The following is a 15,871-nucleotide window of genomic DNA, read 5'->3' as shown; positions in this document are numbered from 1 at the left end:
GCTTTAACTATGAATGCAGACCATAATATTTGAGCATTTGAATAATTTCCTGGTCAACCTGAGTCGTGGTTTCTTTCACTGGTTTACGCGCTGGACCCACATTTGCAATATTGGCTAATTCTACTGATCGCTTTAAAACTGCCGGTACTGTCCTTTAAAAAATATAATCTTACTTCTGCGCTAATTGATAACCGAGTACCCAACCTAAGGTCATGGCCATGCCAAGGGTCAACCCTTGCATTGGAGTAGAATATTCGATTGCGAATCTTTCACCGGCATTGTTACCACAAGCGTATAAATTGTCGATTGGATTCCAGTTAGAGTCAACTACTCGTTGCTCAGAATCTGTGTTAACTCCGTTTAAGGTAACTATTCCAGTCATTGGCTTATCTTCAACAAAGTACATGCCAAAGAATGGACCTTTATTAATCGGCAATAGGAGTTTTGGATCCCTACCGAAGTCTGTATCCTCACCTTGTTCACAGAAATGATTATATTTAGTAATTTCTGCTTTAATATTTTCTTTTTGTTTTTCATTCAAATGCATATATGTAAGCAAAGTGTCCAAATCTTGAGCACCCCAACATGAAACTGTTTCGCCAGGGTTGGTCTTTGCACCTTTAGCGCCCCGATCGAGCCACGATTGGAATTCTTGATACAAATCAACTTCTTCATCACCGCCTGTTGGTACAGAAAAGTGCTCTGGAATTGATCTGCGCATTAATTCTGGCCACTGACTATCCCAAATTGCAAAATATCTACCCGGTTTCGACCTTTCGACACGCTCTCTCATTCCAAATACACCGAGAACAGTTTCATCAGTAAATCTCTTACCATTGCTATCAAAGTAAACAAATGGTGACCCCCAAGGATTAAACCGTGATGCGCCTATTTCAGGTGCAGGCTGTCCTGAAAAGCTTGAGCCCCAGCGTAAAACATTGGTTGCATATTTATCAGAATTTAAAATAACCTGAGGATCAACCGCACAACGCGGACCCGGATCCATTGTGGCTCCAGCCCATAAAGCCATTTTTATGCCACTGCCATCTCTGCCAAAACTTGGACAGTGTAATTCTTCTGTGTCCAAGCCATGAGCTTCATATACATTTCTTTTCTCGTCTTGTAAAGCTTCATACATTTGAGGATTACCACCATAATCCCCGCCAGTTAGAACAACCGCATCATTAGCCAAAAACTCTATAAATTGACCATTTTTATCTTTTGCAATAACTCCCGTAACTTTTTGATGAGGCACTTTTTTACTAAAGAAACTCACTTCACCATTTTCAGAAGTTTTTTCATCTTGCTCTTCAACTGAATATGATTCATGAATTAGTTTAACCCCCTTAGTTTCCCAATACCATTTTGCTCCTTGCTTTTCAGCATCAGCTATTAATTTGGGGGCAGCAGCATTATAGTTAATTTGCACAGCACCAGTCCAACTGGTAAACTTATTTATTTCCCTGCCTTGAGGTAAATAATCATGTTTAGAAGTAACATTTAACAAACATGCTTTGTTAACAACTTCAGGAGCAGCATGATCCATTAGCCAATCTATCATAGCACCACTATTATCTACAAACTGCTTGACTAGCATAGGATCAGTCCGATTATGAGTTCTTCGTTGATACTCAGCAATAAATTCGCTCTTTTTAATCTTAGGCGCACCATTTTCTAGTTGAAAATTAGAATTAACAGCTGCAATATCATGCATACCGTAATAATAGACATTATCTTCCGCTTGGGCTTCAATTACAGCAACTTTTTTGTGCTTTTCACTGGCAGCAAAGGCGCACATTGTTCCAGCATTGCCACCACCAACTATTACAATATCAGCATGAATAACCTTCTTTATTTCTTCAGAATCAATTTGAGGCTCATTTCCGAGCCAGTCAGGAGCCTTTTTTATGCTTTTACTTTGAGCTGGCTTTCCACTGGCTTCATTTATGATTTCCTGAATATCTTTCTTAATTGCATTTGAAGTGACACTCGCACCACTAATTACATCAACGTCTGCACTTTGTGCTGCTAAAATTTTAGCCTGCATTTTGGGTGCTGCTAACTGTCCAATATTTTTAGTCTCTTTACTAGCGTCAATCAGTAATTCAACGATTTTATTATTTTTGATTTTTGCATCTACTTTTACCAAATCATGCATTCCTTGATTTTCTGCATGATAATTGCCATCTTTATAACTTGCCATTTTAATTCCTCCAATCTAGCATGTTACTGTCTTCACATACTAGATTAGATTATTTAGCCAATCTATCAATTTACAGATTCGTGATTTTGTTAACATAAGAGTTAATTTTGAGGAATAAAATCTGGCAGAGCATAAATTAAAGCTTTAGTTACTTCTTTAGGATCATCTTGCATTTTATCCCTTATCCATTTAGAAGTAGCCGAGGCTTGCATATAAATGCAGTACTTTAGAATTACTTTTTCTTTTTCCGTTAAATATATGCCTTTTTGATAAAATTTCTGTTTAATAATTTTTAATACATTTTCATAACCTTGTTCTGGAAATGGTGTGATCCCCTTCTCACTGTTTTGAAATAATTCCTTATGCTTTAACATCACAGAAAAGAATTTTAACAGGCCATCATACCATCCATATTGAACATAAATATTATTCATGCAGTCCGCCAAATAATATTTCCATAACCATTGGTGAATGTCGTATATGTCCTGAAAATATTTATAAAAAGTAGTACGAGAGACATTACTTTTTTGACAAAGTTCAACTACAGAAACTCGTTCAATGTCCTTTTCTTTTAGCAATTCATTTAACATGCTGGCTATTCTTATTTTTGTTTCATTAGCTTTAACTTTTTGTGCCATTTTAGCTATACCCTTTATTCAGTCTCCAAGTATGAACGGTTTATTTAATTTTATTATATACTCATATCTAAAGTGCAAAAACTTCAGTCAAAGTAAAATGACAAGCTTTTTTGTCCTTGATACCAAAATCACATTTTAAATCTATTGAATTATGTCTACAAACTAAACTAGCTAATTGCAGCTTTAAGTTAATTTTCCATGTTGCTTTACGTTCATAATAAGAAATGCTATAGGCGAAATTTTATATCAAAAAAGACGTAACTTTTACGGTTACGTCAATTAATTATTCAGCTAATTATAAATAAAATTACTTGCCACCTTCGGCTCTTGACTTATAGGCTCCTTCTGCCGTATTGATAACCAGTTCTTCACCTTCCTTAATGAAGTCTGGGACCTGAACTACCAAGCCTGTTTCCATAGTAGCTGGTTTGCCGGAACCGGTAACAGTTGCACCTTTAATGCCCGGTTCAGTATGAGCTACTTTCATTGTGACAGTTGATGGTAATTCCACACCAAGCAACTTGCTGTCATTAGCAAACTCCAATTGAACTTCGATATTAGGCATCAGGTAAAGTTTGTCATCACCTAGTTGTTCTGCTGAAACCTCATATTGCTCATAGGTTTCAGTATCCATGAAAGTATAAATATCACCTTCATTATAAAGATACTGCACATTTTTCTTGGTAATTTCGACTAAATCTACTTTCTCGGTTGGACGCATAGTTTTATGAACAACAGCACCACTTTCCACATTACGCAAATCCATTTGCATAACAGTGTTGCCTTTTCCCGGCTTATGATGATTGGCCTTTAAAACACGAATTAGTTTGCCATCTTGACTAAAAACCATACCTTTTTTTAAGTTAATTGCTTGTACCATTTTTTACTCCTTTAAATCTTTTTCTAAATTAATTACTGATTTTAAGAAAACCACGCTGGAGGTAAAGCAAATTTTTTAATTAATAGTAAAAAAATCTTGCTCATAATGATTAGTATAACAAAATTTGGACTTTATCAACACCACTAAATCAGTGATTAATGATTTTAATGTAGACCAAATAGTGATTTGTTAATAAAATTACATATTAACTTTAGTGCCTACCTTTTGCTTTGCGGCTTTATCATAAATTGACTTCGTTGCCATCAGGTCTTGAGCGGCAATGCCAACAGTTTCAAAGAAAATTATTTCGTCATCGTTTTCACGCCCTATTAAGTCGCCACTGACGACTTGACCAATCTCACCGGTAAAACTATTATTTGTAACCATGCCCTTATTTAACGGGGTAATTATATCGCCAGATTCTGCCAAAACAGCATCTTTAGAATCAAAGTAAATTTTATTTGCTTTAGTGACTAGTTCAGCCGGGGTTTCTTCCATTTGTGGTTGGTAAGCACCAACGCCGCAAATAGTTGCCCCTTTTTTAATAAATTGAGCATCATAAACCGGTTTAGTTGACGGTGTAACAGATATAATCACATCTGCATCCTTCACGGCTTCATTTCCTGTCTTAACTGCAGTGATTTTGGTATGGTATTGCGCTAATTGCTCTTGCATTTTCCCAGCAAACTCTTGGGCACGTTCAAAATCGAGATCACTAACTGCAACTTCATCTAGGTCACGTACAATCAGCATTGCTTCAAGCTGTGTAGCAGCTTGTCCTCCCGTACCAATTAACGCACCCTTTTTGCAATTCTTTTTTGCCAAATATTTCAACGCTACACCAGAAGCAGAGCCAGTACGCAATTGGGTAACATAATTACCATCCAAAATCGCATTCACTATGCCAGTTTTGGTATCAATATTTAATACCTGAGCATTAATTGAAGGCAAGCCTTGATTAATATTTTCAGGAAACATGTTCAACACTTTCACACAAGCAGCATCATATTCTTCACAAAAAGCTGGCATACACAAGAAGGTATCTTTACCATTTTGCTTAAGAATCTGAGTTCTTAGTGGCACGTCTACTTTACCTGCAGAAAAATATTTAAAGGCATCGGCCACTGCATCAATGCAATCTTCTAAGGAATAACATTTTTCAATATCACTTCTGTTTAACAGTAACATTTGTTCCTCCTGTATTACTCTTAACTTCACACTTTCAAAGCCTATTATAAATTACTCTTTGTAAAGGCACACATTAGATTTGTTTAAGATAAATTTGGTCGATAACATGACCTGCAGTTTTATGCAAAATCAAGCTGGCGCGTTGCTTTGTTGGAGCAATATACTCACGTAAGTTGACCAAGTTCACCATTTGCCAAGTTTCCTCTGCAAACTTTAAGGCTTCATCCCTGGGACCATTAGCCATCTCATAATAAAAATTATGCGGATTATTTTTATTTAGTTCCATTACCCTAACGAAACGCTGCATAAACCACTTTTCAATCAGATCCTCAGGAGCATCAATATAAATTGAAAAATCAAAAAAGTCACTTGTCACAATTTGGCCATTGGTAGGCAATTGCAGCGTATTAATGCCCTCAATAATTAAAATATCGGGTTCACACACGTGGCCATATTCCCCAGGCACAATATCACTCAATTCCTGAGAATAAAGTGGATAAACAATATCTTTTTTGCCACTCAATACATCTTGGAGAAAATCAGTAAGCAATTTCATATTATAACTTTCAGGAAAACCCTTGCGGTCAGTCAGATTGCGTCTTGCCAACTCCTGGTTAGAATAAATGAAACCGTCTGTGGTCATCAAGTGTACTTTCAAGCCTGGGTATGTCCGGCTAAGCAATACTTGTAAAAGTCTGGCAGTGGTAGATTTACCCACTGCTACTGAACCAGAAATACCAATAATAAAAGGTGCGCTAGCAACTTTCTGCTGCAAAAACTCGCTTTGCTTTTGTTGCAGAGACCGTTTATCCTGATAAACTAAATAAAGATACTCAATTAAACTGCTGTAAACTTCTTGTACGTCAGTTAAATTGATAATATCTCCCAAAGATTTTATCTTTGCCAGTTCTTCTTTAGTAATCTTAACCGATTCAGTGGCAGAAAAAGACTGCCATTTTTCCCTGTTAAATTGTAAATAATTTTTCATCCTAATGTCCTTAAATTTTATGTTTATCAATATAGTAAAATAGAAGTATAATGTTTCCTAATTAATTTTTCTAAGTAAAAAGAAAGGCAAAACTATGAAAAAGATAATTCTTTTTGGCGATTCTATATTTAATGGCTACCATGCTGGTCATGATACCAATGTCATAACTGCAGGTGTGCAAAAAAACCTAGACGCAGATGCACAAATTATAAACTTATCCTTAAGTGGTGCTACTACTGCTGAAGGCAAGAAACGCCTAAATTTAATTCCCCAAGATGCTGACATAGTAGTACTTGAATACGGTACAAACGACATGTCAAGTGATTGGGGGATTAGCAGCACTGCTTATGCTCAGAACCTGGATCACATGGTTGAAACTATCGGTAGCGCTAAAATGATTATTGCAGGTCCATCTTATGAAGATCCTAATAACAAGGACATCATGCAATACTATAACCTTGAAGATATGAAAGTATACAATCAAATTGCCGCAGATTGTGCACGCAAGTATCATATTCCTTTTATTAACTTGATCGCCAATTTTTGCCAGTTAGAAAATTTATCTTCGTACTATCAAGAAGATGGGCAACATCTTACTGCTGCGGGAAATCAAATTTTAATTGATTTGGTTGTGGCAGCAATTAAAGAAAAACTTGCACAAATGTAGTGCAAGTTATCATTTTTATAAGTCTTTATACATCATAACATGCTTAATGTCAGCCTCTACAAATGGCTCGCCTTCAGTGTGATAGCCTAAAAAATCATAGAAGGGCTTGGCCTGCCATTGTGCATGACAATAAAGCCGGTCGATCCCCTGATCACGCAGGTATTCATGAACCTGTTTCATCATTTTGGTTCCCAGCTTTTGCCCGCGGGATGTTGCAGCTACTGCTACTCTGCCTAGCATCCACTTACCATTTTCTGGAAAAATACGGCAAACGGCCAAGGCATTTGTTTTTTCTGCATTAAGCAAATAGACCTGAATTGAGTCTAAATCTTGATCGTCAAGTTCTGGTACTGTTATTTCCTGCTCGGTTACAAACGTATCTATTCGTAAACGAGCTACACAAAACATTTCGCGACCTGTCATTTGCACAACCCGCTTGAAGGTAAATTTTTCACTGTCAGTCATAAAATCTTCCTACTTTTCTATATAAGTTTTTCGGTCTACTTCCAGAAGTGGACTCTTTTCGTTAGTATAAATAATATCAAGCTTGTACATCGCCCGAGAAGTTATTGTGTATACAAGTTGCGTTTCATCAATGCGATGATAATTTTCTTTTGAGGCAGCCCACATAATAACGGCATCAAACTCCAAGCCTTTAGCTAAATAGGATGGAATAACTAAAGTGCCCTCAACTAAGCGCTGATTGGCAGTAGCAATCAATGTTGCTTTCACTTTATCTTCTTGGAGCTTTTCTGCCACAATTTTAGCGCTGGCCAAGTCCTTGGTAATAATTGCAGTTGTCATGTTAGCCTGATTATTTTCATCTAGTATTTCTTCCAGTACCTTGATTGCAGCAACATCATCGCAGCGTTGCCAAAGAGCGGGCTTAGGCCCCTGACGGTCAAATGATTCAATTTTTTCACCTTGCCGCAGGATTTGCTTAGTAAATTCAGTCAACTGTTTTGTTGAACGATAAGATTTAGTTAACTGGACGACATCAGTTTTTTCAGGATCAAATAAACCACTGATCTGCTTAAGCAGACTTCTACTTTCATCTTTGGTAAAAATAGCCTGGTTTAAATCGCCCAACATCGTAAATTTAGCACGAGGGAAATTATATTTCAGGTAGCAAAGTTGAAACGGCGTATAATCCTGAATCTCGTCAATAAAAGCATAACGCATTTCATAATCTACATGACGACCTGTGATTAGATCATAAAGATACAAGTAGGCTGAAACATCATTCATATGAATATAATGCTTCATAAAGCTTTGCTTAACTTCTTCGATGTGTTTTTGCCAATCTACTTCTGCAATTTGCCATTTACTTAGGTCAGTCATTTTAGGCACAGCACGTAAAAAGTTCAAATATTGGGCACGCATATTAATAAAATTATTCCGTCTAATTTGCTGGAAAACTTTATCAAGTGCCTTCACGACAATTTTACGGCTGAGGAATTTTTCTTCTTTTTCCTCTGATTCAAACTCTTGGTCTGGACGATCATATAAAGCATTGAGCTGCTCTTGACTAAGATTTTGGATGGCATCAGACACCCAGGCCTTTTTAGTTTCACTGTTAATCTTGCGATTGAGCGATTTTATTAATCCTTCGCGTGTAGCATCAATTCTATTGCTCAAATTATAATTGGAATTAAATGAATAATAGAGTTCACTGATTTTTTCTTTCGTAAAAAATGGTTTCTTTTTATTACGGAAGTAAATATTTTTAAAAATTACGCCGCGTTTATTGAGGTGTTTAGCATAATGATGCAGTAAATTAAAGAAATTTGTTGAATCCTTAAATTGACTAATTGCAGAATCAGCCCTGCTATCCTCAAATTGATCAAACAAATTTTCAACGGTCATTCCCGGTAGTCTTCTAGCTACAAACTGCCAGTAAGTCATTTGCACCATGTTTTGTTCACCCATCTCGGGCAAAACATTCTTGATATAATCGTTGAATAATTGATTAGGGCTAAACATGATGACGTCACTACTGGTAAGGTTGCCGCGATAGCGATATAGCAGATAGGCAATTCTCTGTAAAATTGCAGAGGTTTTACCCGAACCAGCTGCTCCTTGAACAAACAATAGGTCAGCACTGGTATTTCTAATGATTTTGTTCTGCTCACGCTGAATAGTCGTGACAATCGATTTCATCTGCGTGCCGGATTTTTCACCTAAGACTTCCAGCAACATTTGGTCACCAATAGACTCATTGGTGTCAAACATGTTGACAATCTTGCCGTTTTCAATCATAAACTGCCGTTTTTTGGTCATATCAACGGTAATTTCACCTTCAGGTGACATGTAAGAGACTTTGCCAATCTTACCATCATAATAAATTGATGAAATTGGGGCGCGCCAATCATAAATCAAAAAGTGATTATTTTTGTCCGCAAAAGAACCTAGACCAATATAAATAGTTTCCGGATTTTCATTTGCTTCTTTAAAGTCTACTCTGGCAAAATATGGCTTTTGTTCTAATTTTTGGATAGTACTTAGTTGTTTTGCTGCATGCTGCCAGGCATTTTGACGTTCATCAAGCAGTTGCTGTTGCTGGTGAATAGACAACGCAGTCTCCATAGATGTTGAATAGCCGTCATAATCTAATTTTACATCATCAAAAAAGTGTGAATTAAGATCTTGGGCTTCTCCTTCAGCCGACTTAATTGACGATGACAACTCGGCTTTTTTAGCCCGTATCATTTTTAAAATCTTGTCGAGATGCTTTTGCTCAAATTCTTTATCATCCATCGCTTTTGTCATAAACTCACCTAATTTTCCAAAACTTGCATTCTATTTTACCATGAAATCGGTTTATATTAAAATCTTGGATTTGTTTTTAGCTAAACAGTAAAATCTGCATAAATTTCCTGATAATGATTATAATTTATGCGTTAAAATCAGTAAATTATGAAACTTTTACTATTTTTCCTATATAATGTAAGGTAATGGAGTTGATTAAGGTATGAAAAAATATGGTCATTTTTTATCTAAATTAGCGTGTGCGCTAGTTGTAATTTTTACAATTGGAAGTGCAATTGCTCCGATTGCTGATAATTCGTTATCTAGTTGGCCTTCTCAGACCGTTTATGCCAAGAAAGTTGCTAAAAAGGCAAAAAAAGTTAAAAAGAAAACAAAGAAAAGTAAAAAGGCCAAGAAAAAACGTACAGCTGCTGTAGCTTCTTCTTGGCACTGGAAAAAGCCTAAAGCTTCTATTTATATAGATCTTGATAATAATGAAGAATTAATTTCTGCTACTAAAGATGCAATTGATGAATGGAATGATACTAAAGCCTTTACTTTTACCGTAGCCAAAAGCAGGAAAAAAGCTAATATTGTAGTTGAACAGGTTTATAGTCCCAATACCAATTATGCGGGGTATACTACTTTTCATTATTATGTCAAAACTGGAATCATGTATTCTGCAGTTACCAGGTTAAATATTTATTACTTACAGAATTTTTCACCATACAGTTATACTTACCAACGTATTTTAAATACTGTAGAACATGAATTGGGACATGCAATCGGACTAAAACATAATAATGGGGTGTCTGTAATGTATCCTACAGGTTCTTTATACCCAATTGAACCGGTCGATGTTGAAAATGTTCAAAAGTTATACAAAAAATAAGATATTAAATTTGCGAGGAGTAAAATGAAAAGAATATATATAGTGCGTCACGGTGAAACTTTTATTAACCGCTATAACAAAATGCAAGGCTGGTGTGATACGCCACTAACAGAAAAAGGAATAGCAGGCGCTGACCAAGTTGGTGAAGCTTTAAAAGATGTGCCTTTTGACATTGCATTATCAAGTGATATGAAAAGAGCAAGCGACACTTGTGACATCATCATTAAACACAATGTTAACCGTGATGAAATTCAACATATCGCAACTCCTTTTTTCCGTGAACATTTTTACGGCTATTTTGAAGGTATGGATTCAGATGCTGCTTGGCAAATGATTAGTGGTCCCCACGGTTATAAAAGCCATGCTGAAATGCTTAAAAATGAATCATTAGACACTGTTAAAGACTGGATTAAAGAGGCCGATCCTTTTCATGATGCAGAAAATGCTAAAGAGTATTGGGATAGAATAAACAAGGGGTTCAAATTAATCAATCAATTAGATGGGGCTGAAAATATTTTGCTCGTTACTCACGGTTTTACAATTCACAGTATTGCCGATCGTTACAGCGATTTTGATATTAAAGAACGCCCTCGTAACGCTTCAATTACAGTGATGAATATGACAGAGCAAGAGAAAAAAGTTGTTTCATATGATAAATTAAAGCTCTGATGCCCCCAATTAACAGGAGAATATTTTATACAATCAAAAAAGTTAGCTATTCTTTCTTAGAAAAGCTAACTTTTTTATTGTTTAAAAATAAGTCTTATTCAATTTTAAAAGTTTTACCCACTTTGCCATTAATTAATTCTTCTACAGCAATTGGTTTTTCAGGATTATGATCTTTATCTACTGTGATTTTCCCAGTTACGCCAGTAAAATCTTTAATTTGTTCCAGACCCTTCGTGATTTTTGCAGAATCATCGGATTTTTCATTTTCGATTGCTTCTTTAATCATATATACCGCATCATAAGCTAAAGCAGAAAAAGTTGGTGCTTCTTCATGGTAGCGGTTCTTGAAATCACTCATAAATTTAGAAGCAGTTGGATCCTTGGCAGCTACCTGTGTTGAAAATGGCGTAGTATAGTAGATTTTACTTGCATTTTTAGCACCAGCAATTTGTACCAGCTTCGGATCAGCCATACCATCACTACCGACAATTGGTGCCTTAATTCCAATTTGACGCGCTTGCTTAATTATTAAGCCAACTTCCGTGTAGTAGCCAGGAACGTAAATAGCATCGACTTTCTTAGCTTTAAACGAAGTTAATACAGCGTTAAAATCTTTGTCACCTTCTGAAAATGTCTGACTATCAACTATCTTGCCTTTATAAGTTTTCTTAAATGCTTTAGCAAGACCGTTACCATAGTCACTTGAATTGTCAGTATAGACAGCCACTCTCTTTGCCTTAATGTTATTCATTACGAATTTGGCTGCACTACCACCTTGAAAATTATTTTGGTAACATGCCCTAAAAACAAATGGCTGCACTTTACCATTCTTTTGTAAAGTGTAATTTGGATCTGTCGCCGAAGGACTGACACTTGGTACCTTAGCCTTAGTAATATTAGGAATTTCAGCTGTGCCAGCATTAGTAGTTGCCGGTCCTACAATTGCTGCTACCTTTTCTTTTGTAGCTAATTGGGCAGCAACTGAAGCAGAAGTAGAAATAGCAGTTTTATTATCACGCATGATCAGTTTGATTTTTTTCTTATGACCATTAACATCAATGCCGCCTTTTTTATTAATTTCACTAACTGCTAATTGAATACCTTGCTTTTGAGCGTTGCCATAACCGGCTGCAGCTCCAGACAACTCCATGTTAACGCCAATTTTGACTGAATCTTTATCTTGCTTAGTTCCATCCCCACTACTGCTTTTAGCAACAGTACAGCCTGCCAGCATAAAAGCAGCCATGCCAGTGATTACAACATTCATTATCTTCTTAATACCGCTAATATTATCCATCATCTTGTTCCTTCTAACTATTCTTTCTATTCTTTAACTAAAATTGACCACAAAAAAGCCTCATTCAAATCAATGAATGAGGCTTAAATTATCAATTAGTTAAACCCCAATCATTGACACGCAAACTAGGGCTTAACTACTATAAATTACATCACGTAATTCATGTATGTTAAGTCCTGCGCTCCAACAACAAGGCAACTAAATCCTGAGTTTGAAAGATATTCATATTACTTTTTTGTTTAAAATATTTCGTTTCCATCACAATTACCTCCTCAGAATTTTATGTAAACTCTATAGTTTTCACTATCTGACTTAACAATGAATTAACATCATTGTCATTACAACAACTTGATTACCACTAACCACCAAAATATACTTTCTGTACTTCCGGGTTAGCCAACAATTCTTGACCAGTACCACTTAATTGCACTACTCCTGTTGCCAATACATAACCACGATCGGCAATAGATAGAGCTTGTTTAGCATTTTGTTCTATCAACAAAATAGTGGTACCTTTTTCGTTTAGTTCTTTAATAATTTTAAATATTTCTTGAATATACAGGGGTGATAAACCCATTGATGGTTCATCAAGCAGCAACAATTTTGGCTTTGCCATTAAGGCACGACCCATGGCCAACATTTGCTGCTCACCACCAGACAGGGTAGCTGCATCCTGATTACGCCTTTTCTGCAAAATTGGAAAGCGTTCAAAAATGTCTTTGTAGGTTTTTGAAACTTCATCATGATTCTTTTGCAAAAAAGCACCCATCTGCAGATTCTCCATTACGGTCATTCCAGCAAAAATATGCCGACCTTCTGCTACTTGAGAGATACCCGCGCTCACAATTTGCGGAGCACTTTTGTGATCTATTTCTTCGCCAAGGTAGAAAATTTGACCACTTTTGGGTTTTAACAAGCCAGAAATTGTCTTAACAATAGTTGACTTACCAGCTCCATTAGCTCCAATTAGGGTTACGATTTCACCTTGGTTAATTTCAAAACTGACATTCTTAACAGCTTGAATAACACCATAATTTACAGACAAGTCACGAACTTCTAACATTGCCATCTAGTCATCACCCTCTCCTAGATATGCTTCAACAACTTTAGGATTGGCCTTAATTTCTTCAGGCGATCCGGTAGCCAATATCTCGCCTTGATCAAGTACATAGATTCTTTCAGCCAGGTTCATAACTAAAGACATGTCATGCTCAATTAACAAAACCGTGATCTGAAATTCCTTCTGAATATATTTAATAAGATTAGTCAAATCCGCTGTTTCTTCTGGGTTCATACCAGCAGCAGGTTCATCCAGGAAAAGAATCTGCGGGTGAGTAGCCAAAGCACGTACTATTTCCAAGCGTCTTTGCGTTCCATAAGGCAAGTTCTTAGCCAAAGTTTGTTCATTATCCGTTAAATCAAAGATTGCTAATAACTTTTGCGCAGCTTCCTTCATTTCCTTTTCCGTTTTATAAAAACTGGGTAAACGAAAAACTGTTGTTAAAAAGTTTTCTTTGTATTCATTTGTCATTGCAGTTAGAACATTATCCATAACAGTTAAGTCTTTAAATAAGCGAATATTTTGAAATGTACGGGATAAACCTAAGTCTGCAATTTGCACAGCACTTTTATGCGTTAAATCATAATTTTGATCATCAACTTGCAAGTTGATCTTTCCACTAGTAACTTGCACCATTCCAGTTAGCAAGTTAAACAAAGTGGTTTTACCTGCACCATTAGGACCAATCAAGGCAACTAGTTCGTGCTTATCCAGATGAAGTGAGACATCATTAACTGCAGTTAACCCACCAAACTTGCGCACTACGTGGTCAACATCTAATAAGTGTGGCATATACTAGCTCCTTTCCTTTTTGCCAAAATGGCGTGTCAAATTTTTAAGAGAGAATTCCCAGTTACCCAAAAGTCCTGATGGTTTGAAAATCATGATTAGTATCAGAACTATTGCATAGATAACCATTCTTAACGCACCGAAACTTTGTAAAACTGTATCTAAAACGCCTAAAACGATTGCTGCAACAAACGTGCCAGTCATACTGCCAACACCACCCAAAACAACAATAACTAAGATAGAGATAGATTCCATGATACCAAAGTTTGAAGGAGATATTGTTTGCAAGAATGAAGCATGGAGACTGCCAGCTATTGCAGCAGTTGCGCCACCTAAAACGAAAGCAGCCAATTTCCATTTAGTAGTATTAATTCCCATTGCTTCAGCAGCAATTTCGTCTTCACGAACAGCTTTAATTGCCCGACCGTCTTTTGAGCGAATAAAGTTTGTCAAAATGATTGTGGTCACACAAACCAAGATATAAACAGTTGGCCATGAGCATAACTGAGGAATATTGTATAACCCTGCCGCTCCACCAGTAATTTTCAAATTATTAATGACATTGCGGATAATTTCAGCTGCTCCTAGAGTTGCGATTGCTAAATAATCACCCTTTAAGCGAATGAAAGTTGCCGTACCAATAACCGCAGCAATTACAATTGCTATCAGGACACCTACTAGCATTGAAATTAAAAAGCCAGCTTCGCTACTCATGCGTTGAGTAATAATCGCGGTAGCGTATGCTCCAATTGCCATAAAACCCGCATGGCCCAGAGAAAATTGACCACTAAAACCGATAATCAGGTTTAAACCGGTAGCTAAAATAATATTTATTCCAATCGTGACCAGCATGTTTTCAATAAAATCATCTATCACGCCGACCATAATCAACGCATTGATTAAGTAAAAGCCGCCTACCATTAATAACAGCCACGACAAAATGTATTTCCAATTCGATTTCATTTTGCCACCTACACCTTCTCTTTAGCATTTTTGCCAAAAATACCAGCAGGTAAGAAAAGCAAAATGACTATTAATACTAGATAAACAACTGAGTCTTTATATGCCGACAAACCGATAGACTGGAAAAATGTTTCCAAGATACCGATTAAGAAGCCACCAATAGAAGCCCCTGGCACTGAGCCGATTCCACCAAGTACGGCAGCAACAAAGGCTTTAATTCCTGGTGTCATCCCCATTAAAGGATCGATTTGGTTGTAGTACATTCCAATTAAGATACCTGCAGCACCAGCTAAAGCCGACCCTAAAGCAAAGGTAAATGAAATCGTATGATTAACATTAACACCAACTAGTTCGGCGGCAGCAGGATCTACGGATACTGCACGCATAGCCCGACCCATTTTGGTCTTTTGAATAATGACCTGCAAGGAAACCATCAAGATTAAAGCAGTAGCCAAAATCAAAATCTGAACATTTGAAATTTGCACTCCACCGATATTGTAATTAACCTGTTCAATTACTTGGGGGAAACTGCGAGCATTTGATCCTACAAAATATGACATACCGTTTTCCAGTAAAAACGATACACCGATAGCCGTGATCAGTACAGCTATACGAGGTGACTTACGTAGTGGCCGGTATGCAAAATACTCAATCACCACGCCTGAGACTGCACCAATAATCATTGCAGAAAGCAGTGCTGTAATAAAGTTAAAATGCCAAGCATTAATAACATAGTAGGCAAAGAATGCACCTAGCATATAAATATCGCCGTGGGCAAAGTTAATTAAATTAATAATGCCATAAACCATGCTGTAGCCTAAAGCCAGCAGGGCATAAATCGAGCCCAGCGACAAGGCGTTAATGATTTGCTGTAAAACTGTTTGCAAAT

15 protein-coding genes are annotated in these 15,871 nt (G+C 36.7%); 3 read left to right on the top strand and 12 right to left on the bottom strand.

Annotated elements, in window-relative coordinates:
* Positions 1-169: 169 nt before the first annotated feature.
* The 5 genes from H3U49_RS05525 to coaA all read right to left on the bottom strand — a co-directional run bounded on the left by H3U49_RS05525 (position 170) and on the right by coaA (position 5,897).
* The gene (locus H3U49_RS05525) at positions 170-2,203 is read right to left on the bottom strand and encodes an FAD-binding protein (protein WP_198180305.1); all 2,034 of its coding nucleotides are present in this window, start codon (positions 2,201-2,203) and stop codon (positions 170-172) included.
* 101 nt (positions 2,204-2,304) lie between these two features.
* Positions 2,305-2,841: a TetR/AcrR family transcriptional regulator gene (locus tag H3U49_RS05520; protein WP_198180303.1), complete on the bottom strand. Its 537-nt coding sequence runs from the start codon at positions 2,839-2,841 to the stop codon at positions 2,305-2,307.
* A 307-nt stretch (positions 2,842-3,148) separates the two neighbouring features.
* The gene (gene efp / locus H3U49_RS05515) at positions 3,149-3,721 is read right to left on the bottom strand and encodes an elongation factor P (RefSeq protein ID WP_198180302.1); all 573 of its coding nucleotides are present in this window, start codon (positions 3,719-3,721) and stop codon (positions 3,149-3,151) included.
* A 198-nt stretch (positions 3,722-3,919) separates the two neighbouring features.
* Positions 3,920-4,909 carry an ornithine cyclodeaminase family protein gene (locus tag H3U49_RS05510; RefSeq protein WP_198180301.1) on the bottom strand — a complete coding sequence of 330 codons (990 nt, stop codon included), beginning with the start codon at positions 4,907-4,909 and terminating at the stop codon, positions 3,920-3,922.
* Positions 4,910-4,982: 73 nt separating this feature from the next.
* Entirely contained in the window at positions 4,983-5,897 is a 915-nt protein-coding gene (coaA, locus tag H3U49_RS05505; protein WP_198180300.1) for a type I pantothenate kinase, read from the bottom strand.
* Between the two features lie 94 nt (positions 5,898-5,991).
* On the opposite strand from coaA, the gene H3U49_RS05500 reads away from it, so the two are divergent.
* A complete protein-coding gene (locus tag H3U49_RS05500) occupies positions 5,992-6,564 on the top strand; it encodes an SGNH/GDSL hydrolase family protein (protein ID WP_198180299.1) in 573 nt (190 codons plus the stop codon).
* A 15-nt stretch (positions 6,565-6,579) separates the two neighbouring features.
* Here H3U49_RS05500 and H3U49_RS05495 read toward each other — a convergent pair whose 3' ends face one another.
* Together H3U49_RS05495 and helD are read right to left on the bottom strand one after the other, a co-directional pair.
* Positions 6,580-7,029 carry a GNAT family N-acetyltransferase gene (locus H3U49_RS05495; protein ID WP_198180298.1) on the bottom strand — a complete coding sequence of 150 codons (450 nt, stop codon included), beginning with the start codon at positions 7,027-7,029 and terminating at the stop codon, positions 6,580-6,582.
* 9 nt (positions 7,030-7,038) lie between these two features.
* Positions 7,039-9,333: an RNA polymerase recycling motor HelD gene (gene helD / locus H3U49_RS05490; RefSeq protein WP_198180297.1), complete on the bottom strand. Its 2,295-nt coding sequence runs from the start codon at positions 9,331-9,333 to the stop codon at positions 7,039-7,041.
* A 202-nt stretch (positions 9,334-9,535) separates the two neighbouring features.
* Between helD and H3U49_RS05485 the strand changes: the two genes are divergently transcribed.
* Together H3U49_RS05485 and H3U49_RS05480 are read left to right on the top strand one after the other, a co-directional pair.
* A complete protein-coding gene (locus H3U49_RS05485) occupies positions 9,536-10,204 on the top strand; it encodes a M57 family metalloprotease (protein WP_198180296.1) in 669 nt (222 codons plus the stop codon).
* 24 nt (positions 10,205-10,228) lie between these two features.
* Positions 10,229-10,873 (top strand): histidine phosphatase family protein, encoded by a 645-nt coding sequence (locus tag H3U49_RS05480; RefSeq protein ID WP_198180294.1) that lies wholly within the window; start codon positions 10,229-10,231, stop codon positions 10,871-10,873.
* A 94-nt stretch (positions 10,874-10,967) separates the two neighbouring features.
* Here the strand turns inward: H3U49_RS05480 and H3U49_RS05475 are convergent, their stop codons facing one another.
* The 5 genes from H3U49_RS05475 to H3U49_RS05455 all read right to left on the bottom strand — a co-directional run bounded on the left by H3U49_RS05475 (position 10,968) and on the right by H3U49_RS05455 (position 15,869).
* Positions 10,968-12,170, bottom strand: coding sequence for an ABC transporter substrate-binding protein (locus tag H3U49_RS05475; protein ID WP_370466835.1), 1,203 nt, complete (start codon positions 12,168-12,170; stop codon positions 10,968-10,970).
* A gap of 358 nt (positions 12,171-12,528) precedes the next feature.
* Positions 12,529-13,239 carry an ABC transporter ATP-binding protein gene (locus H3U49_RS05470; RefSeq protein ID WP_034979002.1) on the bottom strand — a complete coding sequence of 237 codons (711 nt, stop codon included), beginning with the start codon at positions 13,237-13,239 and terminating at the stop codon, positions 12,529-12,531.
* Positions 13,240-14,022, bottom strand: coding sequence for an ABC transporter ATP-binding protein (locus tag H3U49_RS05465; protein WP_046331508.1), 783 nt, complete (start codon positions 14,020-14,022; stop codon positions 13,240-13,242).
* 3 nt (positions 14,023-14,025) lie between these two features.
* Positions 14,026-14,982 (bottom strand): branched-chain amino acid ABC transporter permease, encoded by a 957-nt coding sequence (locus H3U49_RS05460; RefSeq protein ID WP_034979007.1) that lies wholly within the window; start codon positions 14,980-14,982, stop codon positions 14,026-14,028.
* Between the two features lie 8 nt (positions 14,983-14,990).
* Positions 14,991-15,869: a branched-chain amino acid ABC transporter permease gene (locus H3U49_RS05455; RefSeq protein ID WP_034979008.1), complete on the bottom strand. Its 879-nt coding sequence runs from the start codon at positions 15,867-15,869 to the stop codon at positions 14,991-14,993.
* Between the last annotated feature and the right edge of the window lie 2 nt (positions 15,870-15,871).

The organism is Lactobacillus sp. W8174 (genome assembly GCF_016100975.1).
GTDB classification, from domain to species: Bacteria; Bacillota; Bacilli; order Lactobacillales; family Lactobacillaceae; genus Lactobacillus; species Lactobacillus juensis.
This window is presented reverse-complemented; position numbering and strand designations above follow the sequence as displayed.

Coding starts and splice junctions, on each gene's coding strand:
- H3U49_RS05525 (WP_198180305.1), bottom strand. CDS start 2,203: ATGGCAAGTTATAAAGATGGCAATTATCATGCAGAAAATCAAGGAATG.
- H3U49_RS05520 (WP_198180303.1), bottom strand. CDS start 2,841: ATGGCACAAAAAGTTAAAGCTAATGAAACAAAAATAAGAATAGCCAGC.
- efp (WP_198180302.1), bottom strand. CDS start 3,721: ATGGTACAAGCAATTAACTTAAAAAAAGGTATGGTTTTTAGTCAAGAT.
- H3U49_RS05510 (WP_198180301.1), bottom strand. CDS start 4,909: ATGTTACTGTTAAACAGAAGTGATATTGAAAAATGTTATTCCTTAGAA.
- coaA (WP_198180300.1), bottom strand. CDS start 5,897: ATGAAAAATTATTTACAATTTAACAGGGAAAAATGGCAGTCTTTTTCT.
- H3U49_RS05500 (WP_198180299.1), top strand. CDS start 5,992: ATGAAAAAGATAATTCTTTTTGGCGATTCTATATTTAATGGCTACCAT.
- H3U49_RS05495 (WP_198180298.1), bottom strand. CDS start 7,029: ATGACTGACAGTGAAAAATTTACCTTCAAGCGGGTTGTGCAAATGACA.
- helD (WP_198180297.1), bottom strand. CDS start 9,333: ATGACAAAAGCGATGGATGATAAAGAATTTGAGCAAAAGCATCTCGAC.
- H3U49_RS05485 (WP_198180296.1), top strand. CDS start 9,536: ATGAAAAAATATGGTCATTTTTTATCTAAATTAGCGTGTGCGCTAGTT.
- H3U49_RS05480 (WP_198180294.1), top strand. CDS start 10,229: ATGAAAAGAATATATATAGTGCGTCACGGTGAAACTTTTATTAACCGC.
- H3U49_RS05475 (WP_370466835.1), bottom strand. CDS start 12,170: ATGGATAATATTAGCGGTATTAAGAAGATAATGAATGTTGTAATCACT.
- H3U49_RS05470 (WP_034979002.1), bottom strand. CDS start 13,239: ATGGCAATGTTAGAAGTTCGTGACTTGTCTGTAAATTATGGTGTTATT.
- H3U49_RS05465 (WP_046331508.1), bottom strand. CDS start 14,022: ATGCCACACTTATTAGATGTTGACCACGTAGTGCGCAAGTTTGGTGGG.
- H3U49_RS05460 (WP_034979007.1), bottom strand. CDS start 14,982: ATGAAATCGAATTGGAAATACATTTTGTCGTGGCTGTTATTAATGGTA.